The organism is Hyphobacterium sp. SN044 (genome assembly GCF_021864465.1).
GTDB lineage: Bacteria > Pseudomonadota > Alphaproteobacteria > Caulobacterales > Maricaulaceae > Hyphobacterium.
In genome coordinates this window covers 23142-48524 of the sequence record NZ_JAKKUV010000014.1, presented here as the reverse complement: position 1 = coordinate 48524, position 25383 = coordinate 23142, and the positions used below count along the sequence as shown (strand labels likewise).

Genomic DNA, 25383 nt, shown 5'->3' with positions numbered 1-25383 from the left:
CGCATCGCCGCGCTGGAAACCCGCCTCGCCGCCGCCGAACAGGCCGCCACGGCCGCCGGCAGCGCCACCGACGAAACCGCATCCGCCCGCTCACTGGCGGCCCGGACACTGGCGCTGATCGCGCTGGCCGAGATTGCGGAAACCGAAGACAGTTTCGAGGCCGAGCGCGCATCGCTTGCCCGGCTCTGGCCCGGCCGCGAGGAATTGGCCGCCCTGCGCCCGCTCGCCCGGGCCGGCGTGCCGACCCGGGCCATTCTTGCCGAGACCTTCCCGGCGGACGCGATCCGGAACGCGGCCGGCCGCCAGACCGTCTTTTTCGGCCTGATCGAGGTCCAGCGCACCGGCGAAGCCGCCGGGGGCGACAGCCCGCAGGCGCTCACCCGCCTCGCCGAGGCGCGTCTGGCGCGCGGCGATCTCGAAGGCGCGGTCGCCGCCGTCACCCGTCTCGAGGGCGAAGCGGCCGAAGCCGCGCAAAGCTGGCTCCTCGGCGCGGAAGCGCGGCTCACCGTTGAAGACAGCCTCGACGCCTTGCGGGCGGCCCTTGCCCGCCAGGCCGGACTGGAGGAATGACGCCATGATCCGCCTCATCCTCGTCATCGCCGCCATCGTCTTCGCCTGCGTCATCACGGCGATCGTCACGCTCAATCCCGGCACCGCCTCGTTCGAATTCTTCGGCCTTGCCGTCGAAACCAGCTTCGCGCTCGCCTTCGGCGTCTTCCTCCTCTTCACCTTCCTGATGCTGGTCTTCTGGTGGCTGGTCTACATCGCGTGGACCGCACCGGAGAAACTCCGCCGCTTCTCGCTCAGGCGCCGCCGCGAACGCGGTTTCAACGCGCTCGAACGCGCGCTGATCGCTTCCGCCGCGGGGGAGGGCGAGGTCGCCGTCAGGCAGGCGGCGCGCGCCGACGCCCTGCTCGACCGGCCGGCCCTGTCGCGCCTTCTGGCGGCCCGCGCCGCGGAAGCTGCCGGAAACCTGCCCGGCGCGGAAGCGCATTACGAGGCCATGCTGGAAGACCCCAAGACGCGGCTCGTCGCCCGAAGGGGGCTCGCCCAGATCGCGCATGAGCGCGGCGAACACAGCGCCACCGCCGAGCATGCCCAGATCGCTTTCGCCGAATCGAAGACCGCCCGCTGGGCCTTCGCCGCCCTGTTCGACGCCCAGGTGGCGCAGGGCGATTGGGAAGCGGCGATGGCGACCCTCGCCGAGGGCGAGAAGCGCCGTCAGATCGAGCCCGACCGGTCGAAACGCCGCCGCGCCGTTCTCCTCACTGCCGCTGCGCTGGGCCGGGAAGATACCGACCGGGCGAAGGCGACGACCCTGGCCGAACTCGCCGCCCAGACCGCGCCGGGCTTTGCCCCCGCCGCCGTACTCGCCGCCCGGCTTCTGGGGCCGGCGCGCAAGCACAAGAAGGCGGAAACGCTTCTGAAGGCCGCCTGGTCCGCTGCGCCTCACCCGGCCATTGCCCGCGCGCTTGCCGACCTCCGCAAGTCGGACACCCGGGCCAAGCGCGCCGAGCGCCTGCGCGAGCTGGCCGCCCTGCGCCCCGAGCACCGGGAAAGCCGGATCCTCCTGATCGAGGCGGCGATGGAGGACGGCGAAACCGGCCTCGCCCGCGCCATTCTCGACCCGCTGCTGGAAATGGGCACGCCGACCGCCCGCCTCTCGGCGCTCGCCTCGCGCCTCGCCCAGATCGAGGGTGACGAACGCGAGGCCCGCCGCTGGATGACCCGCGCCAGCCACGCGCCGGGCGAAGCCGACTGGTCCGACATCGACGCCGAGGGCCGTGCCTTTCCCTATTCGCCTGATGACTGGAAGCGGATGGTCTACACATTCGGCGACGAGGGCCGCCTCCTGCACCCGCGTCACGAGCGCTATGAGATCGCCGCCGGCGCCGTGCCGGAAACCGCCCTGCTCGAAGCGCCGAAACCGGCCCGTGCGAAGCGCGAAAGCGGGGACAAGTCCGCCTACACCGCGCCGCGCATGCCCGATGATCCCGGCGTAGATGACGAAGATGCCTCCGCAGACGGCGATGATGACGGCGATGATGATCTCGATCGCATCGCCGGACGGGGCACGCGGTGAAGACGATTCTCGTTGCGGTTTCAGGGGGTTCGGCGTCCGGCAAGACGACTTTGGCCGAAGCGGTGCGGCGCGGGCTCGAACCGGTCGAGGCGCGGCTTATCCGCGAGGACGAATACTATGTCGACAGCAGCACCGTGCCCGGTTTCGACCCGCTGCGCTTCAATTTCGACGATGTCAGCGCCCATGACCACGCCCTCCTGGCGCGGCACTTGTCCGCGCTGAAAAAGGGCAAGGCGATCGACGCCCCGCTCTATGATTTCGTCACCCATTCGAGAGCCAAGACGACCCGCCACATATCCCCGGCAGACGTCATCCTCGTGGAAGGCATCCACGTCCTGTCCGACCCGGACCTGATGTCGCTCTACGACCTCACCGTCTATGTCGACGCGCCGTCCGACGTCCGCCTCGCCCGGCGCATTCTGCGCGACGTCCGCGAGCGGGGGCGGAGTGTGGAATCGGTGGTCATTCAATACCTTCGCACCGTCCGCCCGATGCATCTCAAATACACCGAACCGGCGAAGGCGATCGCCGACATCGTGGTCAACAATGACGCTGCCGCGGCCGACCCGGAACTCGAAGCCCTGCGCCCCTCTTTCGACATGCTGGCGCAGCCGGTGATCGAACGTATCCGCGCCCTGCGCGCCGAGTGATAAACTGCGGAAAAGGCGTATTGCGCGCGCGCGGCTTCGCCGCTAGGTTCCGCGCCCGCAAGTCGGGGCCGCTTTAGCTCAGCTGGTAGAGCACATCATTCGTAATGATGGGGTCACGTGTTCGAGTCACGTAAGCGGCACCACTTCCTCCCTGACATTTTGGTCCGACAGGCGCACCACGACTTTTCGTTGTGACGCAGGCGTACGCCGTTTAAGCTTCGCCGGTCAGTCAGGCCGGGTTCAGTTCGATATGCGTCTATTACAAGCCTTCGTAATTGCGGGCCTTCTTGGCCTGGGGGTCATCGCTCCGGCCGCGGCTCAGGACAGCGGCTCCGTCGACCTCGATGCCTTGCGAAATGGCGGAACCGGCCGCGTCCTCGTCACCTTGCGCGCGCCTGACGAAGGCAGTGCGATCACGCCGGAAACGATCCGCCGGACCGTGCTGGACCGCCACTTCCAAGGTGCGATGGCCGAGATCGGCGAGCCGGACGAGATTGCCATCACCCACCTCTACGACGACCCGTTGCGCTTCGCCGCCGATGTCGACTTCCGTGCGCTGAACGCGCTGCGCAACGACCCGAATGTTGACGCGGTCGAGCCCGACCGCTGGATGCGGCCGGCCATGCTGGAGATTGGCGAGGCCGTGCGCGCGCCGATTCTGCACGCGGAGGGGATCGACGGCAGCGGCGTCGTGATCGTCCAGTTCGACACCGGCGTTGACACTGACCATCCCTTCATCGCGGCCAATCTCGAAGACGGGCTGTGCTTCTCCACCCCGCGTGAGGGCGGGACGAGCCTGTGTCCCGGCGGCGCGGCGTCGGCGGAAGGCCCCGGCGCGGCCGAAGCCTGCACCGACCTGCCCGAATGCGCCCACGGCACACAGACCGCCGGCATCATGGTGGGGTCGGGTGGCGAGATGCGCGGCGTTGCTCCCGGCGCACGCCTGCTTCCCATTCAGGTCTTCACACGAATGGAGGGGAGCGATTTTTGTCCCGACGACAATCCCTGCCTCGTCGCCTGGCATTCCGATCTCGTGGCCGCGCTCAACACAATCCACGTGCGTTACAGGGATAATCGCGGCGAAGTCGGCGCCTTCTTCTTCGGCTTCTCCGACATGCCGCACCAGGCTGCCGACTGGCCGAGTGATGATCCCGAAACTCTTTGTAACGCTTCAATATACGACAATCAGCTGCAGTCTTCCTGGACCTACCCGTACGTAATCCCGACAGGGAATGAGGGTACGACCCATTATCACGTGGGACCGCCCTGTACGTGGCGGGAATTTTATTTGCTGACACAATCCGAGACGGGCGATGGCCAGATATCGTCGTTCTCGAACACCTGGCTGCACGATCTAGGTGACGATGTCAGCATCAGAAATGTGTTCGGCACGCCGGCCTTTGCCGCTCCCGGCGAAAACATTCCCACATCGACGATCGGGAGCACCGGCTATGCCGAGGTGACCGGCACGTCAGCCGCCGCCGCACAGATGGCGGGTGTCGTGGCGCTCCTTCGCAGCGTCTATCCCTATCCGCAACGGACAATCTGGAACGCTGTACGCCACAGCGGACGCTGGATCAACGATCCGCGCATGAATTACGACGTGACGCTGGTGCGTGCCGACGCCGCGCTCGACTGGCTGGACAGATCGACCCTCGGAGACTTCCGGATCGGCGGCAGCATCTTCGAATCGCACCGCTGGCTGGATGTCGGTATGGGGACGGACATGGTGTTTGTCGGTCCCGCAGGCGGTCCCTTCAGGGTCGAGGGCGACTATAGCCAGTTGGGCGACCGATACGAAGTTCATCTCGATTCAGGGCGCAACGGCGTCAATGAGGGCCTGCCCATTTCGACGGCCGCCAGCGTTCCGTGGCTGAGCATTGACGCGCCCTCCGAGACGCCTCAGCGGCATACTCGAATTTATACAGGACCGAATTCCGCCGCGACGGCGCTTGCGCCCGGCCTGCACCGCGCCGAAGTCAGCTTCACGATCGGCGATTTCCGTCCTATGCGCCGCAACGTCTTTATTGCCGTCGGGTCACCCAACACAACGCTCGACCAGGCCTACACGCTCAGCGGCGAGTCGGATTATTCCTTCGGCTATTATCTCGATGCTGCGGTCGACCCCGATAGCGCGGCGCTGGGACTCGACCACCGCTTTCCGGTGATCTGGTGGCAATGGACGGCACCCCGCGACGGCGAGTTCCTGGTCCGCGCCCGCGAACTCGACCCGCTTTCCGGCGACAAATACCATGTCAGGGTTTTCGAGGGCGCCAGCAGCGAGGCACTCGCTCCCGTCGAAGTCGCCGAGCGGTGCATCTCACGCTGGCGGAACAACACGAACGGCACATACCGGCGCTTCACTGCCGAGGCCGGAACGACCTACAGCTTCGCGGTGCAGGCAACGCTGATCAATGCCAACTTCCCGGTGGCATCGATTCAGGTCTTTCCCGCCCAAGTCACGGGTTACGAGACGCAAGAAACGGCGCGCCCGATTTCAGGGTCCGACATCAACATGCTGCTGGCACTGCACGGGACCGATGCCCGCTGCGATATCCGTCCATTCGGCGCAGAATTGGCTCACTATGCCGGAAACGGCGATGCCTGGCTGATGTGGACGCCCGACGAGACCGGGCGCCATGCCTTCCGGATCAATGTCCGCAACCAGCTGGAGGGAAACGCCTACCTTCCGCGCGACGGCTTTGTCAGCATCTATGACGAGACCGGCGCAACCCTGCTCGCTCGCCATGAGAGCAGCTACGAGATGCGCCAGGACGATTATTTCGACTCCTTCGTCAACGTGGTCGCTGGCGAGCGATACCTGATCCATGTTGACGCGTCGGGCGTGTTTGGCACGGTGCTCGAAATCCGTCCGCCTGACGAGAGCGCACCTCCCCAGAATGACGATTTCGCAAATGCAACAGAGGTCGTCCTGCCGATGTCGTCCTATAGCGGCGAGAACCGGTTCGCGACCCGCGAGGAGGCCGCCGCCGACACAGAGGGGGCGGGACGAAGCCTTTGGTGGCGTTTTACACCCGATGTGGACGGCAGCGCTTATGTCACCACCGTCGGAACGATTACCGGCGTCAACCTGTCCGAACTCCTTGATCTCAATATCTGGATCTACCGCGGAGCCTCTCCGCAGTCGCTTCAGCCCGTTGTCACGGGCACGCAGCTGGCGGCCCTCCGACATTGGAGCGTTGATCACAACGAAGCCTATTTTCCAATCGAGGCAGGAGAGGTCTATCACGTCAGGCTCGACAATCTGCCTCGCGGTGTTCCGGCCGCTGAGCCCTTTCCCTACCGACTGACGATTTCGGCTGGATCGCCGCCTGCGAACGACAATTTCGCGGACGCGATCGAGATTGGTTTCGATGAATGGATCGAGGGGGAGAACCGCTTCGCCACCCAAGAGCCCGGTGAGCCGGTCCCGGACGGAGCTTCCGACATCATGGCGGTGCGCGAGGAATTGGGGGTCTGGTATCACTGGATAGCGCCGGCAACCGGCCGCTACCGGATGAATGCCTATTCCTCATTCATCAACCCGCAGATCTGGATCTATACCGGCGACGCGCTCGAGACGCTGACGCTGGCCGCGGGAAATTCCCATTCCGGCGGTCCGCCGCCTGCTCTTTCGCCCTTCCGCTACGATTTCGACGCTGTCGGCGGCACCCGCTATGCCATCCGGGTTTCGAGCTATCAGCGGCAGATGGGCGATTTCCGTTTCCGGATCACTCCGGGTGGCCCGCTCAATGATCATCAGGATCGGGCGATCAGTATCGGTCCTTTTCAGGAGGAGCCCGGTTCGCCTTATACGCCGTTCACGCACACCGTCGACAACACCTATGCGACCAACGTCCCCGAGACGAGCGGAACGGCCGCAGCCGATCCCAATACCTCGGTCTGGTACAGTTCGGGCATCTATGCCTGGATGGACCCTTACGTCGTCAGCACCTCGGGCAGCGCGGTCGACACGCATATCCGCGTCATGGATCTCAATGGCGACGAGGTCGTCAGCAATGACGACCTGGCGGCCGGGTTGACCTCCTCCGAAGTAGTCATCCAGAACCTTACCTACAACGGCGTGAGGATCGAGATCACGACACCCGACGACCAGCGCGGCCCGATCCGGGTCAATGCCGGGTGGAATGACCAGACCCATCCCCGCCTGCGCGGTGCGACCCTGCCCTATGCGCGCTCCGGCGTTGTGGGGCAGCCGATCACCGGTTTCGCGACGCTGTTGAACAATGGCTATCGCGCCGGGCTCGACTGCGGTCTGGCGCTCGCCGACCCCTCCCAGCCCTTCGATTTCGAATTCCGGCCGACAGATCCGTCGACCAATGCGATTGACGGCGCTGCGGGTGAAACCCGGCCCGCCGACGTCCTGCGCCCGGTAACCTATCTCTTCGCCCTGACCCCGCGAGAGCCGGTCGCGGCGCGGGAGGTTGCGCTGACCTATGCCTGTTCCAATGCCGACAATGCCCCCTCGGTCGCCGGCGTGAACACCGTGCTGATCTCGGCCGACACCACGCAGCAACCCGACATCCTCTCGATCGGCACCACTGCCTCCAATGACGGGGTGATCCGCATCCCCTCGACTTCCGGGGTCGGCTTTCTTTCCACCGCCGCGCTCAACCTTGGCAGCACCGGCGAGATCACCTTCTCCGCCGATGTGACCGGAACGGACATTCCGGTGACGATCGAGGTCTGCGAGACCGATCTGTCGAACGGAGGCGCCTGTCGCACCCCCCGCGCCGCGCAGACCACGGTCAGCTTCGGCGCCGGTGAGGTGAAGACCTTCGCCGTCTTCGTGCGGGCCAATGGCGCCGTGGCCTTCGATCCGGCCGGTGTCCGGGTCTTCGCCCGGTGGCGCGATGAGGGCGGCGTGGTGCGCGGCGCGACCAGCGCAGCCGTCCGCACACCCTAGGGGAAACGCCAAGGCGCGCGCCCGCCCGGTCAATTCCGGCACTCCGGTTATGGTTGATTTCCCCGCCGGATGGTTTCTGATGCCGTCCCGTCTCCAATTCACCAGCGGATTCCGGATCATGACAGAACAACCGCCTGCCGCGCGGGCCCGGCGCAACGCCTTTTCGCGCTTTCTCGACACGGTCGAATGGCTCGGAAACCTGTTGCCGCATCCGGTCACGCTGTTTGCGCTGCTGGCCGTGGCGATCGTCGTCCTGTCGGGCGTGTTCGGCTGGATGGGGCTGGCGGTCGAGGACCCGCGCCCGGCCGGTGCCCCGGGTGTCGCCGGGGACGGCATGATCAGGGCGGTGAGCCTGCTCAATGCCGATGGCCTGCGCCGCATCTTCACCGGTCTGGTCGACAATTTCACCGGCTTTGCCCCGCTGGGCGTGGTGCTCGTGGCGATGCTGGGCGTGGGTGTCGCGGAACGCTCCGGCCTGCTCTCCGCAGCCGTCCGGGCCATGGTGCTCGGCGCGCCGAAACATCTCGTCACCGTGGCGCTGGTCTTTGCCGGCGTGATCTCGAACACGGCCTCGGAAGTGGGCTATGTCGTGCTGGTCCCGCTCGGCGGCGCGATCTTCTACGCGCTCGGGCGCCACCCTCTGGCGGGCATGGCGGCGGCCTTCGCCGGAGTCTCCGGCGGTTACAGCGCCAATCTGCTGATCGGCACGATCGACCCGCTGCTCGCCGGCATCACCGAGGAAGCCGCCCAGCTGATCGACCCGGAATACACCGTCGTGGCGACGGCGAACTGGTATTTCATGGTCGCCTCGACCTTCCTGATCACCTTTGCCGGCTCGCTCGTCTCGATCTTCATTGTCGAGCCGCGCCTCGGCCCTTACGACGCCTCGCGCGCCGACAAGGCGATTCTCGACGATTCCATGATGCAGCCGCTCTCCAGGGACGAGCGCAAGGGTCTCCTCTGGTCCGGCGCGGCGTTGATCGGCGTGCTCGGCCTGATGGTGCTGACGCTGGCACCCGACTGGGGCGTGCTGCGCGATCCCGACACCGGCGACCGCATCGATTCACCCTTCTTCGACGGCTTCGTGGTCTGGATCCTCATCTTCTTCGTGGTGCTCGGCTATGTCTATGGCCGGGCCGTCGGCACGATGAAGACGGACCGGGACGTGATCAACGCCATGGCCCACGCCTTGTCGACGCTCGGTCTCTACATCGTCCTCGTCTTCTTCGCCGCGCAATTCGTCGCCTTCTTCGGCTGGACCAATCTCGGCGCGATCACCGCGGTCTCCGGCGCGAACTTCCTGCAGAGCAGTGGCCTGACCGGCCCGCTCCTCTTCTTCCTCTTCATCCTGATGTGCGCGGTGATCAATCTCTCGCTGGGGTCGGCCTCGGCGCAATGGGCGGTGACCGCGCCGATCTTCGTGCCGATGCTGATGCTGATCGGCTATTCGCCCGAAGCGATCCAGGCCGCCTACCGGATCGGCGACAGCTCGACCAACATCATCACCCCTATGATGAGCTATTTCGGTCTCATCCTCGCCTGGGCCACGCGCTATGACCGCAATCTCGGCGTCGGTACGATGATCGCGCTGATGCTGCCCTATTCGATCGTCTTCCTGCTCGTCTGGTCGAGCTTCTTCTATCTCTGGACCTTCGTGTTCGGCCTGCCGGTCGGCCCGGGCTCTCCGACCTTCTACCCGCCGGTCTAGGCCTGCCTTCGTGAACGACGGGGTGTGAACGCACGGGCTCGGCAACTTCGCCGCGCAAAATGCCGGAATCCGGTGGTCTGCGTCGATTTGGCACCAGGGATTCCGCGCGCAGGTGCTAAGCTGCTTTCGTCGCGCTGGCGCGAGACATCGGTGACGTCAGCGCTCCGTCTCGGGGAGGAGACGATCATGAACACGCACACCCTCTTGAAAGCAGCATTCTGTGCCGGGGCGGTCGCCGTGCTGGCGGGTCCCGCAGCCCACGCTCAGGACTGGACACTGAACCCGACTTACGGCTCGGTCAGCCTCAATAGTGGCTTCACGCCGGACCCCTACCGCGTCAATCTCAGTTCCGGCGGTCCGATCAATGTCTCGAATTCGATCGGGGGCAGTTGCCGCGGCTATGTCGCCAATGCGCCGGACTTCCGGCTGAACTATTCGGCGGGCAGCTGGCCGCTTATCATCACGGTCAATTCCAGCGCCGACACGACGCTCGTCATCAATGGTCCGGACGGCCGTTGGTATTGTGACGATGATGGCGGTGAAGGCTTGAATCCGCGGCTGGAGTGGGGCAGCCCGCCCTCGGGTCAGTATGACATCTATGTCGGCACCTACGGCAGCGCGACGCTGCAGCCGTCCACGCTGATCATCACCGAGCTCGGCTCCACACAAGTCCCGTCGCAGAGCGGCCCGGACTGGTCCATGGCACCGACCTATGGCTCGGTGACTCTGCGCGCGGGCTTCACACCGGACCCCTATAATGTCTCGCTGCGCTCGGGTGGCCCCTACAATGCCTCGACGGCGATCAGTTCGTCCTGCCGGGGGTATATTGCCCAGGCCCCCGATTTCCGGCTGACCTATACCGCTGGCAGCTGGCCCCTCATCCTGTCCGTGAATTCGAGTTCCGACACGACCCTCGTCGTGAACGGGCCGGATGGCCTGTGGTATTGCGACGATGACGGTGGAGAGGGCCTTAACCCCTCGCTGCGCTGGAATGCGCCGCCCTCGGGCCAGTACGACATCTATGTTGGCACCTATGGCAGCACGACGACCCAGCCCGCCACGCTGTCGATCTCCGAAGTGACCAGCAACTAGCGTTGATGCCATGAATGCCGGGAAGCGGGCGGTCTTCGGGCCGCCCGTTTTCATGTCGGAGTGCGGCAACGCGCCAGCAGGGCGTCGATCACGGCGTGATGCGAGCCGTCCGCCGCCGCGCGAACGGCCGCCAGAACCCGTTCGGCCTCCGGCTTTCGCCGCGCCTGCAGCAGGGCCGAACCGAGCTGGATGCGGGCCTGGATCAGCAAGTCCGGATCCCGCCGCCCATGGGCGGCAAGCGAACCGCGGGGGGCATCACCAGAAAGCAGTTTCTCGAAACTGCCGATCGCCGAATTCGCGTCGCGCGCCATCAGGCGGGCCAAGCCGTGACTGAACAGCGCCGGGGCCCAGAGATGAGCGATCTCGGCCCGCCAGAGCGGATCGCCCCCATGGAGGCGTTCGCAGATCTTCACCTGCGCGGCGAAATGCTCCGCTGCCGCTGTCAGGTCCCGGCATCCCTCCGAGAGGGCGAGGGAACCCGAAAGATAGGGTGTGAGCGGCGCGAAATAGGGCCAGGTCTCGTGAAAAGCCTCCGCCCCGAGCGCCTCGGCGGCCTCGGCCATGTCGCTGGAATGCGTGATGTCCGGCCCGCCCGCCCGGGTGAGCGCGACGCGCAGCCGGCCGAGGGCTTCGAGGGCGGCGTCGGTCCGGCCCCGGCCGATCGCGTCGCGGAACAGGCGAAAGCAAAGGCCCTGATGAAGCGCATCGGGCAGGCCGTCATCCGTCCGCGCCTCGAGATGGGCCTCGACCAGCCCGGTCCCGGACGGATTGAGACCGAAGGCCTTGCGTGAAGCAAAGGCGACAAGCCGTTCCCGCTCGACAATCACCTCGACGGCGCAGAGTCCGGCCCTTTCGATCGCGGCCTTGAGCCCCTCGGCAGTATAGAGTGCGTGATGGATTCCCGGCCACACGAGACCCAGATTGTCGAGCGCCGCGGTTTCAGGCGAGACGAAGTCTGCATTCGGCGTGGTCAGGACGAGCACGCCGTCCGGGGCCAGGTGATCGGTCAGGACTTGCAGGAAGCCGGCGGGGTCGGAGACGTGTTCGACCACCTCGCTGGAATAGACGATGTCGAAGGACTGTCCGTCGGCGCTCGACCCGCCGCCCAGAAGGGCGTTCTCGACCGGAACCCCGAGCCATTCGCCGCCCTGCCGGGCATAGCGGGACGGGTCGATGCAGACGGCGTCGAGTTTCAGCTGGCGCCGGGCGAAATCCGCCGCGAAAGGCACGCCCGACCCGACATCGATCATGGTGCGCATTTCCTTGCGGAACGCGCGCGCCAGCGGATCAAGCATCGATACAAGCCCGGCGCCGGCTTCGGCGTAATAACGCAGATAGTCGGGAAAGCCGTAATCCTCGCCATAGTCGGGCCACTCAAAGGGGTGGGCGAACAAGCCATCGCAGCTTCGGCAACGAAAAAACGCCGCTTCGGCGCACGGGCTCGCCGGTGAGTAAACATTCACATCATGGGCGTGCGGCCCGGTCTCCCGGCACATCGGACAGGGTTGCGTCACGTCCCGCCCATCCTCCCAGTCAAACCGGATCTCGTATCCCGCCACGCCCCCACCACCCGCCTTGCCTGCCTGACCGTGTCCCCCGTCATATCAGCGCGCCTGGAGGAGGTCAGCTACGCGCGGCGGGGAACCGGCGGCGTTGGCGGCACGTTGTTTCCGCGCAACCGAAAGGGAGGCAGATGATGAAAACGCTCCTCATTGGAACATCCGCTGCAATTCTCATGTCCGCGTCCGCATACACCCAGGTCGGCGATCTGACGGGTCAGGTCGAAGGCCAGGTCGGCGGGGCGCTCGATCCGCAAATCCAGGACACGCTCGACCTCGAGACGGATCTCGACGTGAACGCCGATGCCCGCATGGACACACGGTCCGGCCTGCGCGTCGACACGCGGCTCGTGAACGCGCTCGACTCGAATCTGCGGGCCTATGACCGCGCCGACGCGGACGCGCGCCTGACGACGGAACTGGTGGCCAACGCCTCGGCCTACACCCCGGCGCCGCGAACCCCGAGCGTGTCGGGACGCTCCACGTGGTCCGGCACGACGATGACGCAATCGCGCATGGATACGGACTATGCCGAAATCCGGGTCTACAGCCGCGACGGCTACTACATCGGCAATGTCGAGCGCTTCAGCGCCCGAAGCGATGGCGCAATCTGGGTCGATCCGCTTGATGCCTCGGCCTCGCAGCGCTTCGCGCTGAACCCGGGCCAGGCGTGGTTCGACAGCGATGCGAACGCGGTGATTGCCGACATGACCCGGGCAGAGTTCAACACTGCCGCCGTGGCGGGGTAGGGCGCGTGAACCCCTCACAGATCCGCCCCCTCATCCACTCAGCCGGCGCGGCCGCCTTCGTGGCGGCCGTTTCCGCCTGCAGTCCGGTCGAAGACGCCCCGAGTGAAGCCTATAACGGAGCCATGACGGTCGAGGCGCTGACCGAGGCCGACCTGACCGGCCAGACGCTGGACGGCGAGCTGGGTTGCAGCTTCACGGTCGACGATGTCGGCGCGGTCTTCCTTGCCATGGGCTATGTCGCCGATGAGGGTCCGGCCATGGGCCTCGTCAGGGCCGGTGGCACGGTTCACCGCGTATCCACCCGGTCGGGCGGCTATGACGAGATGATCGACGGGGCCGAATTCGAAGGCCCGGACTCCGGCAGCGATGTCGAGGTCGACATCGATCGTACCTCCGACGAACCGTTGTCCGGGGGCGAATCGCCCGCCTATCCGGGCCGCATCACCATCGGATGGCGGGACGAGGAGGTGACCGCCGCGGGGCGCTGGACGTGCGGGCCGTAGAAGCTCGCTCTTGCGTCAGTCCGGCGTTCGTGGCTCTGCTCGGGTGATGCCCTCGCCCCCTGTCTCCCTGGTCCGCCAAGCCACGCGCACTGACCTCGACGCGATCGACGCGCTCGAGACAGCCAGCTTTGATGCCGATCGCTTCCCCCGGCGCAATCTGAGGCGGATGCTGACGGGCGGACGGACGATCTTCCTCATCGCGGAGACTGGCGGTAAAACGGCGGGATATCTCGCGCTCAGCTTCCGCAAAGGCGCGCGCGTTTCCCGGCTCTATTCGCTGGCCATCGCGCCCAGTGCGCGCGGCAAGGGTGTCGGGACAGCCTTGATCGCCTGCGCCATGGCCGAAACGGCGGACCGCGGTCTGCGGGCGATCCGGCTGGAAGTCCGGGAATCCAATATCGCCGCAAGGACGCTTTACGAGCGTTGCGGATTCACCTTGCGTGGACGCCGCGAAAGCTATTACGGGGATGGCGAAGCGGCCTGCCTTTACGAGGCGCAAGCCGACCCCGGCGCAAAGGAAGGCGCACCACTTTGAGCGACTGGCTCATTCTCGTCGAAGCCGCCGGCGATCTCGCCCAGCACGAGACGCCGCACAAGGTGATGCGGCTGCGCGATTACATCGCCAACCCGAAGCTTTTTACCGGCCGGCGGCCCAACGTCGTCAACCTGGCGCGCAGCTATGGCTATCAGTCGGAGGGCTATTACGCCTCGCTTCTGGCCGAGGCGCGGGGTCACCGGGTGATGCCGACTGTCCAGTCGATTACCGAGCTGTCGCGCAAGACGCTTTACGCGCAGGCCCTGCCCGAGCTGAACGCCGCCCTGTTGAAGGACCTCGAAGGCCAGCGGCCGGACGCCGCGGCACAGGTCTTTGCCCTCGGCCGGTCGACGAACCCCAGGCTGGCCAAATTCGCCAAACTCCTGTTCGACTGGTTCCGCGTACCGGTGCTCGAAGTCACGCTCGCGCCGCAGAAATTCGAAATCGAGCGCATCCGGTCGCTGCCGATCCACACGCTGAAAGGGGAGGCGCGCGCCTTCTTCCTCGAAAGCCTCGAAACCTATACCCGCCGCGCCTGGACGGCCCCGAAGGAAAAGGCGCAGGCGCGCTGGTCGCTGGCCGTTCTGCTCGACCCGGAGGAGAAGACGCCGCCCTCGAGCCAGGCCTCGATGAAGCGCCTCGCCTCGGTCGCGGCGAAGATGGGCGTCGAAGTCGAACCCATCGGTCCGGGGGATCTTGCGAGCCTGGCGGAATACGACGCGCTCTTCATCCGCTCCACGACGGCGATCGACAACTACACCTATCGCTTTGCCCGCCGCGCTGAGCAGGAAGGCATGCCCGTCATCGACGACACGGTGTCGATGCTGCGCTGTACCAACAAGGTCTATCTCAAGGAATTGCTCGAACTGGCCGGCGTGCCCGGCCCACGCACCGAGGTGATCGCCGAGAAGGCCTCACTCGACGGCCTGCTCGACCGGCTCGGCACGCCTGTCGTGCTGAAAGCGCCCGACGGCAGCTTCTCGCGCTCCGTGTTCAAGGTCTCGACCGAGGCGGAGCTGAAAGAACGCGCCAAGCAGCTTTTCGAGGATACTGCGCTGATCATCGCGCAGGAATACATGCCGACGACCTATGACTGGCGGGTCGGCGTGCTTGGGGGCCAGGCGTTGTTCGCGTGCAAGTACAAGATGGCCCGCGGCCACTGGCAGATCATCAAGCATGGCGAGGGCGGCCGCATCACCGAGGGCGGGTCGGAAACCTTGCCCGTCGATCAGGCGCCCTCGGCGGTGATCGAGACGGCGCTGAAGGCCGCCCGCCTGATCGGCGACGGGCTCTACGGCATCGATCTGAAGGAAAACGATCGCGGTGTCTTCGTGATCGAGATAAACGACAATCCGAACCTCGACAGCGATGTGGAGGGTGCGGTTCTGAAGGACGCGCTCTGGACCGCTTTGATCGACTGGTTCTCCCAGCGGCTCGAGCGCCGCATGGGCGCGCCGGTTTCCCGGAAAGGGCGAAACGGCTCACCCGCGAGTTGATTGGATTTCCGTTTACCTTGATTTCGGCTAGTCTCTCCCCGACAGGGGAGATGCAGTATGCGCCGCCGGACAAGGGAAATCCTGACGGCCGGAATGATCGCGATCTCTGGGATTGCTTTCGGACTTGTCGGGCCAGCAAGCCCGATCGAGCGCTGGGATTCCGTCGCCGCCGTCATGGCCGGGATGGAGTCGCAGCCTTCCCCGGCCCTGTCCGATGAGACACGCCGCAGCCTCGCCGGTCTGACCACGCGGCGCTCGACGGCGGTCGCCACAACAATGACATTCACCGTGCCCGGCTTGCCCGAGGGCACGGGTCTGGTCGTCGAACAGCAGCGCATTTCCGATCCGGACGGCGGACACAATGCGATCCGGGTCGCCGCCCCGCTGACCACGACCGTTCCGCCAGACGATCTGGAACTCGCCTTCACCCCGCATGCGGTGATCGAACCGACTCCGGAGGGCACACAGGCGCGTTTCGGCGCCGATTTCACGCTCGGCGACGGGTCGATGCCGGAACAGGGCTGGTTCGTCTTTGCCGCCGCCGAGCGGCACGCCCTCTTCCTCGAACCGGGCCGGATCCGCGAACCGGTCAGCGCGCTCGACCTGCAGCCCTACGCGCCGATCGGGTCGGCGCAGGCGGGTATCGCCTACCGCCTTGCGCCCGACATGGATCTCGCCCTGGCCTGGGTAGAGCGGGACTGGGCCTATCGCTACGGCCAGTCGAAATGGGAAGCCGACGAGGAATATATCGCCGCCAGCTTCGTGATGACCTGGTAGGCCTGAACGCGGTCGTGACATCGTTTCGCGATTGCGCCAGTCTCCGCGCGCCATGCGCCGTTACGCCCTGACATTCGGTATCGTTCTCGCCGCGCTCCTGTCCGGATTCGCCGGCTTCAACAGCCTTGTCGACCCGTTCGACATCACGGGCGCGCCGGACATGGCCGGGGTGAATGAGCGCCGCTCGCGCATCTATGGCGATGGCGGGCGGGTCCACTCCGCCGATTTGATGGCACGCGGCGCGGCCTCTTCCGTCCTCCTCGGCTCCTCGCGTACGGTCGACGGTTTCCCGCGCGAACCGGAGGGCTGGCCCGGCGGCATCGCCAATGCCGGCATGCGCGGCACGAATATCTTCGAACTGTCGCAGGCCATGCTGCTGGCGGCGCGCGATCCCGATCTGCGCTGCATCGTCATCGGTCTCGACCTCGACGAGTTCGGCACCCATTCCAAGGCCAAGGCGACCTACTGGCTCTCCGCCCTCGCCGACGGGCGGCGCAGCTGGGCCTTCGCCCGGGTCGCCCTGTCGCCCAACACCTTTGCTGCCTCGGTGCAGACCATTGCCGACAATCTGACCGGGGGGAGCCCGCGCGTCCCCTGGCAGGACGCCTACGAGCCGGGGGTTCAGCGCACGCGCTACGAAAACGGCGCGCGCGGCATCTACCGCTTCTATCTCGGATACAATCCCGACCCGGACCGTCTCGCCTATTTCGAGGACGCTCTCGATGCGGTGACGCAAGCCGGCGTTCAGGTCACCGGCTTCATTCATCCGCTGCATGCCTGGCGCGAGGAAGCCCTCTTCCGGTCCGGCCGCGAAGATGCCTATTTCGAACTCCGCCGCGATCTGACCGCCCTGTTCGACCGCTATTCCGGCCGCGACGCGGCCGAGCCGTGCACGCAGGGCGGAGCGGCCGTGCTCTGGGACTTCTCAGGCTATCAGGATTTCGCCGTCCAGCCCGCCCCGGACCCGGATGCGACCGAGGCGCACGCGCTCTTCTACGAGCCCTCCCACTATTTGCCGCATGTCGGCCAGGCCATGCTGGACCGGATGCGGGGACATACGGGCGAAGGCCTGTTCGAGGGCGAGGTGTTCGGTGTCCGCCTGACGCCGGAAACGCTCGGTCGGACCGAGGACGCGATCCATACGCGCCGTCAGGCCTGGCTGGCCACACCCGCCGGGCAGGAGGCCGCGGCCTTCATCACGGAGGTCGAGGCCGCAGGCCCGGCTCCGGAGGCCGCTCCGCCCGCCTATCTCAATCGCGACGACTGGAACGATCTGCGCCGTGCGGCGGCGCGCTTGCCGCGCCGGGCGGACGCGGGCTAAACCCGTTCCCGGCATTGAAAGGACAATCCGCGACATGACCGTGCATCTGCACAAAGGCGATCTGCCGGACGATCTCGACCTCGGCCCGGTTGTGGCCGTCGATTCCGAAACGCTCGGCCTGTCGCTGGTGCGCGATGCGCTCTGCGTGGTGCAATTGTCGGCCGGCGATGGCGACGCGCATGTCGTCCAGCTCGACCGCAAGACCTATGACTGTCCCAATCTCAAGGCGCTGCTGGCCAATGAGAAGATCGAGAAGGTCTTCCATTTCGGCCGCTTCGACATCGCCATGTTCCAGCGCGATCTCGGCGTGACCACGCGGCCGGTCTTCTGCACCAAGATCGCGTCGAAGCTCGTCCGCACCTATACCGACCGCCATGGCCTGAAGGACGTGACGCGCGAACTCGTCGGCATCGACCTGTCGAAGCAGCAGCAATCAAGCGACTGGGGGGCGGACGAGCTTTCTCCGGCACAGCTCGACTACGCCGCCTCCGACGTGCTTCACCTGCACGAACTGAAGAACAAGCTGACCGACATGCTGATCCGCGAAGGACGGCTGGAACTGGCCGAAGCCTGTTTCGATTTCCTGCCGTGGCGCGCCAGGCTCGATCTCGCCGGCTGGGACGAGACCGACATTTTTGCGCATTCATGAGGCGCGCGGCCATTTTCTGGCCGCTTGACGCGGCTAGAGACGGCCCGCTCCGGAGACAGACCCTCAAGTGACCACCGCGACCGACAGCTTCAACGCCCCCCTCCCGCGCCCGTCGCGCTGGGAGCCGAAGCGTGCGACGACGCTGGGCGAGGCGCGCCGGCGGACGGCCTTCGTCCGCATCTTGCGGTTCGCGCTGATCGCGCTCGCCGCGGCGCTGGGATTGCTGGTGACGGTCCAGCTGCTCCTGAACAATTCGAACACCGCTCCGGAAGCCGTGGAAACGGTCGGCGAAAATGCGCGCATGATCAATCCGCGCTTCACCGGCCGCGACGAGGGCGGTGCCCCCTTCACCGTCACGGCCGACACGGCCATCCGCCGCCGAGGCGAGGCGATCAATCTGACCGAGCTGGAGAATCCCCGGATCGATTTCGAGATGCTCGAGGCGATCGACCAGAGTGCGGATGGCGTTCTCGCCGAAACCGGGCTCTACGATTCCGAGGCCCGCACGCTCGATCTCGACACCGATGTCCGCTTCCGCACCCGCTCCGGCTATCTCTTCCGGTCCGAGGATGCGCGCATCTATCTCGGTGAGGACCGGGTGGTCGGCGACAGCGCTGTTGAAGGGATCGGTCCGATGGGCCGGATAAGGGCCGACCGTTACGAGGTACTGGACGGCGGCGATCATGTAGTGTTCACAGGGAATGTGGTTGCCCGTATCGAGACGGACAACGCCAGCGCGACCCCCGCGCCGGAGACGGAGGACGACTAGGCCATGATGCGCATCATTCAGTTTGCACTGGGCCTCGCCGCCATTCTGGCGCTCGCCCCGCTGGCCGAGGCGCAGATCGGCCGCTCCGGCGGACCGCTCGACGTGCAGGCCCAGAACATGGACGTGTTCGACGCCGAGGGCCGTATCCTTCTGCGCGGCGAAGTCGATGTCATCCAGGGCGACACGCGCCTCGCGGCCGACCAGATCGAGATTTTCTATACGCCCGGCGGCAATGCCTCGACCACGGGCGGCTTCGGCGACATCAACCGCATCGTCGCGACCGGCAATGTCTTCTACGTCACCCCGCTGGAACGCGCCCGCGGCAGCAATGGCGTCTACGAAGCCGCCAGCGACACGGTGACCCTGACCGGGGATGTCGTGCTGACGCGCGGCGAGAATGTCATCACGACCACCCGTTTCGTCACCAATCTCACGACCGGCAATTCCTCCTTCGATGGCGGCGAATCCGGGGAGCGCGTGCGTTCGGTTCTCTTCCCCGGCAGCGAGAATGCCGGCGGCAGCGGCGAAGATCGCGGCGAAGATACGGGCGAGTGAGCGCGCCAAACGATATCGAGGTCTCCGGCGACAGCGCGGAGACCGGTCTGGTCGTTGAAACGATCGGCAAGACCTACCGCAAGCGGCCGGTGGTGAAGGGCGTATCCCTGCGCATCGACCGGGGCGAGGTCGCGGGTCTGCTGGGGCCGAACGGCGCGGGCAAGACTACCTGCTTCTACATGATCACCGGCCTCATCGAGGCCGATTATGGCCGCATCCTCCTCGACGGCGAGGATATCACCCGCCTGCCGATGTATCAGCGCGCCCGGCTCGGCATCGGCTATCTGCCGCAGGAAGCCTCGATCTTCCGCGGTCTCAGCGTGGAAGAGAATATCCGCGCCGTTGCCGAGATCACCGAGAAGAACCCCAAGGCCCGCAACGAGATCGTCGACCAGCTGCTGGAAGAATTGCGCATCGCCCATCTGCGCGACGCCCCGGCCCTGTCGCTGTCGGGCGGCGAGCGCCGCCGCGTGGAAATCGCCCGTGCACTGGCGACGCGCCCGTCCTTCATGCTGCTGGACGAACCCTTCGCCGGCATCGACCCGTTGGCCATCGCCGACATCCGGGACCTGATCCGCTTCCTGAAGAATCGCGGCATCGGCATCCTCATTACCGACCACAATGTCCGCGAGACGCTGGAGATCACCGACCGCGCGACCATCATCCACGAGGGTGAGGTCCTGTTCGAGGGCTCGCCGGCCGAAATCCGCGCCGACCCCGACGTCCGCCGCGTTTATCTCGGTGAAAGCTTTGGCTGATTAACTCTGCCCCGAAACCGGACGGTTCGGGGGCAAGGCCTTGGCGGGACTGACACAAAAACTCGATATGCGGCAGGGCCAGTCCCTGGTCATGACGCCGCAATTGCAGCAGGCGATCAAGCTGCTGCAACTGTCGAATATCGAGCTGTGCGCCTTCGTCGAGGAGGAGCTGGAGCGCAATCCGCTTCTCGAACGCGACGAGCGCGACGCGGACGGCGAGACCGCGACCGCCGAGCGCGAGGAATCTTCCGACCTGCAGGAATTGTCGCTCGACCGGGCCTCCCGCGAGGCCGATGACGCCGTCGATGCCGACGCCGACGTGGTCAATTCCCACGTTTCGAAATCCGACCTCGCCGGTGCCCCGGGCGGGACGACCGACTGGTCGAAAGCCGGGTCGGGCAAGTCATTCGACGGCGAATACGACGCCGCCGCGAATGCCAGCCGCGAAGTCTCGCTGGCCGAGCATCTCCACGACCAGCTGAGCGTTGCCGGGGCCGAACCGGTTACCCGCATGATCGCCGCGTGGCTGATCGACCAGGCCGACGACGACGGCTATCTGCGCGCCGATCTCGGCGAGATGGCGCAGCAGCTGGGTGTCGAGCAGGCCGCGGTCGAAGCCGCCCTGTCTCTCGTCCAGACATTCGAGCCCGCCGGCGTGATGGCGCGCGACCTCAAGGAATGCCTGGCGCTGCAACTCGCGGACCGCGACCGCCTCGACCCGGCCATGGCCGCGCTTCTCGACAATCTCGACCGCCTCGCCAGGCACGATTACGATGCGCTGCAATCCATTTGCGGCGTCGATGCCGAAGACCTCGATGAAATGGTCGCGGAAATCCGTTCGCTGACGCCGAAGCCCGGTCTCGGCTTTGGCGGCGATTCGGCCCGCGCGGTCGAACCCGATGTGATGATCCGCGAGAATCCGGACGGCAGCTGGCGTGTGGAACTGAATTCCGACACGCTGCCGCGCGTCCTGGTGAACCAGCAATATGCCGCCGAGATCGGCCGCGTCGCGCGCACCGAGGAAGACAAGACCTTCATCTCCGAATGCTCGGCCAATGCCAGCTGGCTGGTGAAATCGCTCGACCAGCGCGCCCGGACGATCCTCAAGGTCGCCAGCGAGATCGTGCGCCAGCAGGATCTCTTCCTGGCCAAGGGCGTCGCCTATCTGCGTCCGCTCAACCTGAAGACCGTCGCTGACGCCATCGGCATGCACGAATCGACCGTCAGCCGCGTCACCTCGAACAAATATGTCGCCACGCCGCGCGGCCTGTTCGAGCTGAAATATTTCTTCACCTCGTCCATCGCCTCATCCGCTGGCGGCGAGGCCCATTCCGCCGAGGCCGTGCGCTATCGCATCAAGGCCCTGATCGAGGCGGAAACCCTGGATGACGTCCTCTCCGACGACACGCTCGTGGAGCGTTTGCGGCAGGACGGAATCGACATTGCACGGCGCACCGTCGCGAAATATCGCGAGGCGATGAACATCCCGTCCTCGGTGCAACGGCGCAGGCTTCTGAAGCGTGCCGGGTGAAGACGCTTGATAAGCGGCCCCAGACACGATTGACTCCCAGACTCTCCGACAATAGGTTCCGCCCGCTTTCCGGGGAGGGGTGGTATGGGTGGCACCTCATCGGCCGCGAAAACGCGGCAGGAAGGACACATGCAAATCCAGGTCGTCAGCAAGGGAATCGACGTTTCCGAAGCGCTCCGCGAGGAGATTCTCGGCCGCGTCGAGGAAGGCGTAACCAAGTATTTCAACCGCGAGGGCGAAGCCCATGTGGCGATTTCGCGCGAGGGCGCCGGCTTCCGGGTCGACTGCTCGCTGCACCTGCCGTCGGGGATTCTCCTGAATGCGCAGGGCGAGGCGGAAGACGCCTACAAGGCCGCGGAGATGGCCATTCAGCGTCTTGAGAAGCGCCTGCGCCGCTACAAGCGCAAGCTGAAGAACCACCACAACGACAACAAGTCGCCCCTGCCGGCGGAAACCACGCCAATCGTGGTCCTGCAGGGCAGTGGTCAAGACTGGGACGACGAGTCCGACGAGGATGAAGACGACACGTCCGGCGGCAGCGATGCCAGCGAACCGGTCGTCGTCGCCGAACGTCTCGGCGAATTGCGCACCCTGTCCGCCGGCATGGCGGTCCGCGAGCTTGAAGCGGCCGGCGCGCCCTTTTTCATCTTCCGAAATGCGGCCCATGACGGCATCAATGTCGTCTATCGCCGTCCCGACGGGCATATCGGCTGGATCGATCCCGGCCGTGCCACGAAGACGTCGTAAAACGGCGTTATTGCACCGGCCGGTCCACGGTCGCCTCCCCGATTGAAAGCATGATGGCTCTTTCCGACCTCCTCCCCCCCGACGGTGTGATCACCGGCCTCTCGGCCTCGAGCCGCAAGCAGGTGGTTCAATCCCTCGCCGAGATCGCAGCGCGCTTCTGCAATGCGAAACCGCGCGACATCGTCGATGCGGTGCTCGAACGCGAGCGCCTCGGCTCGACCGGCGTGGGGGACGGGGTCGCCATCCCGCATGCCCGCGTCGCGGGCGTGGACCGGGTGTTCGGCGTGTTCGCGCGCCTGCGCACCCCGGTCGATTTCGATTCGATCGACGGCCGCCCGGCCGATCTCATCGTCATGCTGCTGGCGCCGGAAGATTCCACCGCCGAGCACCTCAAGGCGCTCGCCCGGGTCTCCCGCGTCCTGCGGCGTGAGGACATGCGCGAACTGCTGCGCGGGGCAAGTGATGCCGATGCGATGAACGCCATCCTCGGCGGCGAGATCGCGTCCGACGCGGCCTGACACCGCGTATCGCATACAGCTTTTCGTTGAACGGGTCCGGGATTCCGGCAAGGCTGCCTTCCTGATCTCAGGGGGAGGCCGCCGGTCATGTTCATATCCATTTTTCTGGCTCTGGCGCTCATCCAGACCGATCCGGCCGTGCTGGCCGAGGCCAGCGATGCCGAACTCCTGTCCCTTGCAGAGAGCGGCGACAGCGGCGCCCAGGTCGAATGGGCGATCCGTCTGCAGAACCAGTGGCTGATCACCAGCCAGGACCCGGCTGACGCCGGAGCCGCAGCGTTGATCGAGGAAGCGCGCTACTGGACCGGCCAGGCCGCCGAGGCCGGCAATCCGGTCGCGCTCAACCTTCTCGGTATCCAGGCCAGCAATGGCTTCGGACGGCCTGTCGACCGGGCCGAGGCGATCGGTCATTTCCGCCGCGCCCGCGAGGCTGGCGACGAGGCCGCGACGCTCAACCTCGCCTCACACCTCCTGAATTTCGGCGAAGACACGGATGCGCCCGAGGCGGTCGCCCTGCTGGAAGCCTATCTCGCCGGTGAGCACGACCCGGCGCTCGAAGCCTCCGCCCAGGGCACGCTGGGACAGGCGCTGAGCTATGGGGCCGGCGGTGTGCCGCAGGATTTCGAACGCGCCTTCGCCTTGCTGCAAGCGGCCCATGCCGCCGGCGATACCGATCCCCAGACGGCCTTCATGCTGGCCCGCTATCACGAAAGCGGGGCCGGGGGCGCCCAGCAGGATCCCGCCATCGCACTGGATTATTTCCAGCAGGCCGGATCGCGCGGGCATGGCTTTGCGGCCTGGCGTGCGGGCATGATGCACCTCGATGGAGAAGGCACGCCCGCCAGCGAGACCGAAGCGCTGCGCTGGGTCCGGACCTCGGCCGAAACCGGCCACCCTCAGGGCATGATCTCGCTCGGCGTCATGTATGCGCTGGGGCAGGGCACCGACATCGATTACGCGCAGGCCCGATACTGGTACGAACAGGCCGCCGTCCTCGGCAGCGCCCATGCGATGCGGGCCCTCGGCGGCATGGAGGCCTTCGGACAGGGCGGGCCGGACAATCCGGTTCGCGGCATCGCCCTGCTCGAACTGGCACGCGACGCCGGGGATGCGATGGCCGGTCAGATGCTGAACCAGGCCAGTCCGGAAATTTCAGCGGACATGCGGACCGAGATCGAGGCCGCGAAAGAGGCCTGGCTCGCCGAGCACGGCCTGACCCGCAACGATCTGTTTTGAGGGGAAATCAATCCGGCCAGAGGCGCTTGTTTGCAAAGGCGTGTCCCGATCCGGACTTGAGATAGGCTTCGAAGGCTTTGGCCTGTTCGGCCTGGCTGACGGCGAGATACGTTCGGACCGACCAGGGTCTGAACTTCGAGGTATGCGGGGACTTTCCGGCATTGTGTTCGTTGAGCCGGGCGCGAAGATCGCCTGTCACACCCGTGTAGCGCTGGCCAGGACAGCTCAGACTTTCAATCAGATAGACGTAATGCATCGCTTCCACCCCATCGTATGAGGAGGAATTTGCAACCCAGAATTTCAGGGGATCAAATCAGTCCCGCTTCGCTGAAGCTTCGCAGGACACCTCTTCGCCTTAGCCGTCTTCGGATTGGCGAAGCCACCCGAAGTCGGAGGCGAAGGGTGGTGGAGCCAGGCGGAATCGAACCGCCGACCTCTTGAATGCCATTCAAGCGCTCTCCCAACTGAGCTATGGCCCCTTGAAACCCGTGCCGCCGCATTGGGGTGCAGCGTGGAAGGCGCGGAACCTAGTCAAAGGCGCGGCGGCGATCAAGCCGCTTGTGCGCACCCTTGAGCAGCGCGGGTTCCGCGCCCCGATTCCGGTCAGATATCGTCGTCCTCGTCGGCGTCATCCTCGAGGTCGAATTCGTCGTCATCCTCATCATCGAGCAGGATGTCGTCGTCTTCATCCTCATCATCGAGGTCATCTTCGTCATCTGAATCGGAGAAACCCTCGGGCACGTCACCCTTGGTCTTCACCGCATCTTCGTCGTCTTCGTCATCTTCGAGGATGGGCGCGTCTTCCTCGAGATCAAGCTCGTCCTCATCGGACTCCTCGTCCTCGTCGTCGTCCTCATTCTCGTCTTCGATGTCCTCGTCCTCTTCGGACTCGTCAACCTCGTCCTCGACGTCCTTCGGCTTTTTCTTGTCGTCAGCCGGCTTCGCCGTCTTGCGAGTCGTCTCCGCCACCACTTCCTCGAAATAGGACCGCGGATACTCCTTCCCGGTGAACGGCGAAACGATCGGATCCTTGTTCAGATCGTAGAATTTCTTGCCGGTTTCCGGGCAGATGCGTTTTTCGCCAAGGTCAGCTTTGGCCACAGGAACCCCCATGAACATTCATCAGTCGGCGCGTCCGTTGCCACGGCAGCGCGGCGCTGTCAAAACCTGATGCAGACCCTGTTGTTTTTCTCCCCGCCGGAAGCCCCGACCTTGACCCC

The 25383-nt window shown here is 65.7% G+C and carries 22 protein-coding genes, 2 tRNA genes and 1 pseudogene; 21 read left to right on the top strand and 4 right to left on the bottom strand.

Annotated features, from left to right (window positions below; genetic code table 11):
* The 7 genes and pseudogenes from L5876_RS14110 to L5876_RS14080 all read left to right on the top strand — a co-directional run.
* Positions 1-570: pseudogene (locus L5876_RS14110) on the top strand (hypothetical protein); the annotation flags it as partial.
* Positions 571-574: 4 nt separating this feature from the next.
* Complete coding sequence (locus L5876_RS14105) at positions 575-2083, top strand: heme biosynthesis protein HemY (RefSeq protein WP_236956998.1); 1509 nt, start codon at positions 575-577, stop codon at positions 2081-2083.
* A complete protein-coding gene (gene udk / locus L5876_RS14100) occupies positions 2080-2733 on the top strand; it encodes a uridine kinase (RefSeq protein WP_236956997.1) in 654 nt (217 codons plus the stop codon). Before L5876_RS14105 ends, udk begins: the two co-directional genes overlap by 4 nt.
* Positions 2734-2800: 67 nt before the next feature.
* Positions 2801-2876: transfer RNA gene (locus tag L5876_RS14095), tRNA-Thr, on the top strand.
* 107 nt (positions 2877-2983) lie between these two features.
* Positions 2984-7660, top strand: coding sequence for a S8 family serine peptidase (locus L5876_RS14090; protein ID WP_236956996.1), 4677 nt, complete (start codon positions 2984-2986; stop codon positions 7658-7660).
* Positions 7661-7778: 118 nt separating this feature from the next.
* Complete coding sequence (locus L5876_RS14085; protein ID WP_236956995.1) at positions 7779-9368, top strand: AbgT family transporter; 1590 nt, start codon at positions 7779-7781, stop codon at positions 9366-9368.
* Positions 9369-9554: 186 nt separating this feature from the next.
* Positions 9555-10460: a hypothetical protein gene (locus L5876_RS14080; protein ID WP_236956994.1), complete on the top strand. Its 906-nt coding sequence runs from the start codon at positions 9555-9557 to the stop codon at positions 10458-10460.
* Positions 10461-10510: 50 nt separating this feature from the next.
* Here L5876_RS14080 and L5876_RS14075 read toward each other — a convergent pair whose 3' ends face one another.
* Positions 10511-11854: a bifunctional 2-polyprenyl-6-hydroxyphenol methylase/3-demethylubiquinol 3-O-methyltransferase UbiG gene (locus L5876_RS14075; RefSeq protein ID WP_236956993.1), complete on the bottom strand. Its 1344-nt coding sequence runs from the start codon at positions 11852-11854 to the stop codon at positions 10511-10513.
* Positions 11855-12195: 341 nt separating this feature from the next.
* Between L5876_RS14075 and L5876_RS14070 the strand changes: the two genes are divergently transcribed.
* The 14 genes from L5876_RS14070 to L5876_RS14005 all read left to right on the top strand — a co-directional run bounded on the left by L5876_RS14070 (position 12196) and on the right by L5876_RS14005 (position 24163).
* The gene (locus L5876_RS14070) at positions 12196-12768 is read left to right on the top strand and encodes a hypothetical protein (protein ID WP_236956992.1); all 573 of its coding nucleotides are present in this window, start codon (positions 12196-12198) and stop codon (positions 12766-12768) included.
* 5 nt (positions 12769-12773) lie between these two features.
* Positions 12774-13271 (top strand): hypothetical protein, encoded by a 498-nt coding sequence (locus L5876_RS14065; RefSeq protein ID WP_236956991.1) that lies wholly within the window; start codon positions 12774-12776, stop codon positions 13269-13271.
* 46 nt (positions 13272-13317) lie between these two features.
* On the top strand, positions 13318-13806 hold the full coding sequence (locus L5876_RS14060; protein ID WP_236956990.1) for an N-acetyltransferase: 489 nt from the start codon (positions 13318-13320) through the stop codon (positions 13804-13806).
* Complete coding sequence (locus tag L5876_RS14055; RefSeq protein WP_236956989.1) at positions 13803-15302, top strand: RimK family protein; 1500 nt, start codon at positions 13803-13805, stop codon at positions 15300-15302. Before L5876_RS14060 ends, L5876_RS14055 begins: the two co-directional genes overlap by 4 nt.
* 57 nt (positions 15303-15359) lie before the next feature.
* Positions 15360-16079 (top strand): hypothetical protein, encoded by a 720-nt coding sequence (locus tag L5876_RS14050; RefSeq protein ID WP_236956988.1) that lies wholly within the window; start codon positions 15360-15362, stop codon positions 16077-16079.
* 52 nt (positions 16080-16131) lie between these two features.
* Positions 16132-17400, top strand: coding sequence for a hypothetical protein (locus tag L5876_RS14045; protein ID WP_236956987.1), 1269 nt, complete (start codon positions 16132-16134; stop codon positions 17398-17400).
* Positions 17401-17434: 34 nt separating this feature from the next.
* Positions 17435-18049 (top strand): ribonuclease D, encoded by a 615-nt coding sequence (locus L5876_RS14040; RefSeq protein WP_236956986.1) that lies wholly within the window; start codon positions 17435-17437, stop codon positions 18047-18049.
* Between the two features lie 67 nt (positions 18050-18116).
* Complete coding sequence (gene lptC / locus L5876_RS14035; protein WP_236956985.1) at positions 18117-18818, top strand: LPS export ABC transporter periplasmic protein LptC; 702 nt, start codon at positions 18117-18119, stop codon at positions 18816-18818.
* Between the two features lie 3 nt (positions 18819-18821).
* Positions 18822-19373 carry an LptA/OstA family protein gene (locus L5876_RS14030; protein ID WP_236956984.1) on the top strand — a complete coding sequence of 184 codons (552 nt, stop codon included), beginning with the start codon at positions 18822-18824 and terminating at the stop codon, positions 19371-19373.
* The gene (gene lptB / locus L5876_RS14025) at positions 19370-20131 is read left to right on the top strand and encodes an LPS export ABC transporter ATP-binding protein (protein ID WP_236956983.1); all 762 of its coding nucleotides are present in this window, start codon (positions 19370-19372) and stop codon (positions 20129-20131) included. Before L5876_RS14030 ends, lptB begins: the two co-directional genes overlap by 4 nt.
* Before the next feature lie 40 nt (positions 20132-20171).
* The gene (rpoN, locus tag L5876_RS14020; RefSeq protein WP_236956982.1) at positions 20172-21662 is read left to right on the top strand and encodes an RNA polymerase factor sigma-54; all 1491 of its coding nucleotides are present in this window, start codon (positions 20172-20174) and stop codon (positions 21660-21662) included.
* 129 nt (positions 21663-21791) lie between these two features.
* Positions 21792-22409, top strand: a complete 618-nt coding sequence (gene hpf / locus L5876_RS14015) for a ribosome hibernation-promoting factor, HPF/YfiA family (RefSeq protein WP_236956981.1) — start codon at positions 21792-21794, stop codon at positions 22407-22409.
* A 53-nt stretch (positions 22410-22462) separates the two neighbouring features.
* On the top strand, positions 22463-22927 hold the full coding sequence (ptsN, locus tag L5876_RS14010; protein WP_039712615.1) for a PTS IIA-like nitrogen regulatory protein PtsN: 465 nt from the start codon (positions 22463-22465) through the stop codon (positions 22925-22927).
* Between the two features lie 87 nt (positions 22928-23014).
* Positions 23015-24163, top strand: coding sequence for a tetratricopeptide repeat protein (locus L5876_RS14005; protein ID WP_236956979.1), 1149 nt, complete (start codon positions 23015-23017; stop codon positions 24161-24163).
* A gap of 7 nt (positions 24164-24170) precedes the next feature.
* Here the strand turns inward: L5876_RS14005 and L5876_RS14000 are convergent, their stop codons facing one another.
* From L5876_RS14000 to L5876_RS13990, 3 genes are all read right to left on the bottom strand, one after another.
* Positions 24171-24419, bottom strand: a complete 249-nt coding sequence (locus L5876_RS14000; protein ID WP_236956978.1) for a GIY-YIG nuclease family protein — start codon at positions 24417-24419, stop codon at positions 24171-24173.
* Between the two features lie 147 nt (positions 24420-24566).
* Positions 24567-24642, bottom strand: a tRNA-Ala gene (locus tag L5876_RS13995).
* 124 nt (positions 24643-24766) lie between these two features.
* Positions 24767-25264, bottom strand: coding sequence for a TIGR02300 family protein (locus L5876_RS13990; RefSeq protein WP_236956977.1), 498 nt, complete (start codon positions 25262-25264; stop codon positions 24767-24769).
* Between the last annotated feature and the right edge of the window lie 119 nt (positions 25265-25383).

Excerpts from the sequence above, each read along its gene's own strand:
- L5876_RS14105 (WP_236956998.1), top strand. The coding sequence starts at position 575 with ATGATCCGCCTCATCCTCGTCATCGCCGCCATCGTCTTCGCCTGCGTC.
- L5876_RS14090 (WP_236956996.1), top strand. The coding sequence starts at position 2,984 with ATGCGTCTATTACAAGCCTTCGTAATTGCGGGCCTTCTTGGCCTGGGG.
- L5876_RS14085 (WP_236956995.1), top strand. The coding sequence starts at position 7,779 with ATGACAGAACAACCGCCTGCCGCGCGGGCCCGGCGCAACGCCTTTTCG.
- L5876_RS14080 (WP_236956994.1), top strand. The coding sequence starts at position 9,555 with ATGAACACGCACACCCTCTTGAAAGCAGCATTCTGTGCCGGGGCGGTC.
- L5876_RS14070 (WP_236956992.1), top strand. The coding sequence starts at position 12,196 with ATGTCCGCGTCCGCATACACCCAGGTCGGCGATCTGACGGGTCAGGTC.
- L5876_RS14060 (WP_236956990.1), top strand. The coding sequence starts at position 13,318 with ATGCCCTCGCCCCCTGTCTCCCTGGTCCGCCAAGCCACGCGCACTGAC.
- L5876_RS14050 (WP_236956988.1), top strand. The coding sequence starts at position 15,360 with ATGCGCCGCCGGACAAGGGAAATCCTGACGGCCGGAATGATCGCGATC.
- L5876_RS14045 (WP_236956987.1), top strand. The coding sequence starts at position 16,132 with ATGCGCCGTTACGCCCTGACATTCGGTATCGTTCTCGCCGCGCTCCTG.
- L5876_RS14040 (WP_236956986.1), top strand. The coding sequence starts at position 17,435 with ATGACCGTGCATCTGCACAAAGGCGATCTGCCGGACGATCTCGACCTC.
- L5876_RS14030 (WP_236956984.1), top strand. The coding sequence starts at position 18,822 with ATGATGCGCATCATTCAGTTTGCACTGGGCCTCGCCGCCATTCTGGCG.
- hpf (WP_236956981.1), top strand. The coding sequence starts at position 21,792 with ATGCAAATCCAGGTCGTCAGCAAGGGAATCGACGTTTCCGAAGCGCTC.
- ptsN (WP_039712615.1), top strand. The coding sequence starts at position 22,463 with ATGGCTCTTTCCGACCTCCTCCCCCCCGACGGTGTGATCACCGGCCTC.
- L5876_RS14005 (WP_236956979.1), top strand. The coding sequence starts at position 23,015 with ATGTTCATATCCATTTTTCTGGCTCTGGCGCTCATCCAGACCGATCCG.
- L5876_RS14000 (WP_236956978.1), bottom strand. The coding sequence starts at position 24,419 with ATGCATTACGTCTATCTGATTGAAAGTCTGAGCTGTCCTGGCCAGCGC.